At 43.5% G+C, this 1,236-nt stretch carries 1 protein-coding gene; it reads left to right on the forward strand.

Annotation, left to right across the window (positions count from 1 at the left end):
• Positions 1 to 14: 14 nt before the first annotated feature.
• Complete coding sequence (locus K8S15_08335) at positions 15 to 1,208, forward strand: ABC transporter permease (protein ID MCD4776040.1); 1,194 nt, start codon at positions 15 to 17, stop codon at positions 1,206 to 1,208.
• Positions 1,209 to 1,236: the final 28 nt, after the last annotated feature.

Here is a 1,236-nt window from a genome sequence, read left to right on the forward strand (position 1 = left end):
ACTTTGTACAGTCCCTGCGTATCGCTGCGGGAAGCATAAGAAGTGCCAAGATGAGGTCTATCCTCACTACCCTTGGGATTGTAATCGGTGTGGCTGCAGTGATCGCTAATGTATCCCTGGGTGCCAGTTTCCAGCAATATTTCGATGAAGAGCTCGGGTCCATTGGTTCAAATTTCATTATCATAAACCATCTGGAACCGGATATATTCCATGATAATGAACTGGAACTTGTCGAGAATACACCGGGTATTGTCACTGTTTCACCTATCAAACAATCGCTCCAGAAAGTAAACCATCTATCTACCTCCAGACACTTGATCGTCGGAGGAGTATCAGAAGAATATGAAACGGTTGCCAATATCAAGCTGGAAGATGGAAGTTTCCTCAATGACCATGATAAATATGTTGCAGTTATAGGAAATGATGTAGCTTATAAAAAATTTGACGGCAAGGTTTTCACCCAGAATTCCATTGATATTACTTTTAAAAAGGATGACGGGAGTGAAATAACTCAAAGATTTAAAGTAAAGGGAATACTGGAGAGCTCTAAGACCACCTTGGTCATAAACAATATTGTCCTGGATGAACGCATATTCATCCCGATTTCGACCTGGAATGAGATACATGGAGAAGATGATTATGGCAGTTTCTTTGCAATGGCATCCAGTATGGATACAATAGAGGCGACTTCTGATGACCTGGATCAAAAACTTGGCCGCCATTTCGGAGTACCATCAAGGGACATGGATGATGATGATGCCAAACCCTATTCAATCTTCAACCAGGCTGAGATCCTTGAGCAAACAGACCAAATGGCTGCAGCTTTGACTGCATTGCTCACGTCTGTTGCACTGATAGCATTGATCGTGGGCTCAATCGGTATCATGAATATCATGCTGGTATCAGTAACTGAGCGCACCCGTGAGATCGGGATACTGAAATCTCTGGGTTTCACCAATATCAATGTCCTGTTGCTGTTTATTATCGAATCAGTGGTTTTGAGTGTGATTGGTGGATTGCTGGGTATAGGATTGGGTGTGCTGGGTGCATATGGTGCACAGAGTTTAATGGCGTTACCTTACGCATTTCCTGTCGAGCTGATCATTATTGGATTTGCCGTATCGGTCATCGTGGGTATGATCGCTGGAGCGTATCCTGCAAATAAGGCTGCCAGGATGAACACTGTGGATGCACTGAGGAGTGAGTAAGTTAGAAAAAAAGGCAGGAGTGAGTCTA

Source organism: Candidatus Aegiribacteria sp. (assembly GCA_021108005.1).
GTDB lineage: Bacteria > Fermentibacterota > Fermentibacteria > Fermentibacterales > JCC-6 > Aegiribacteria.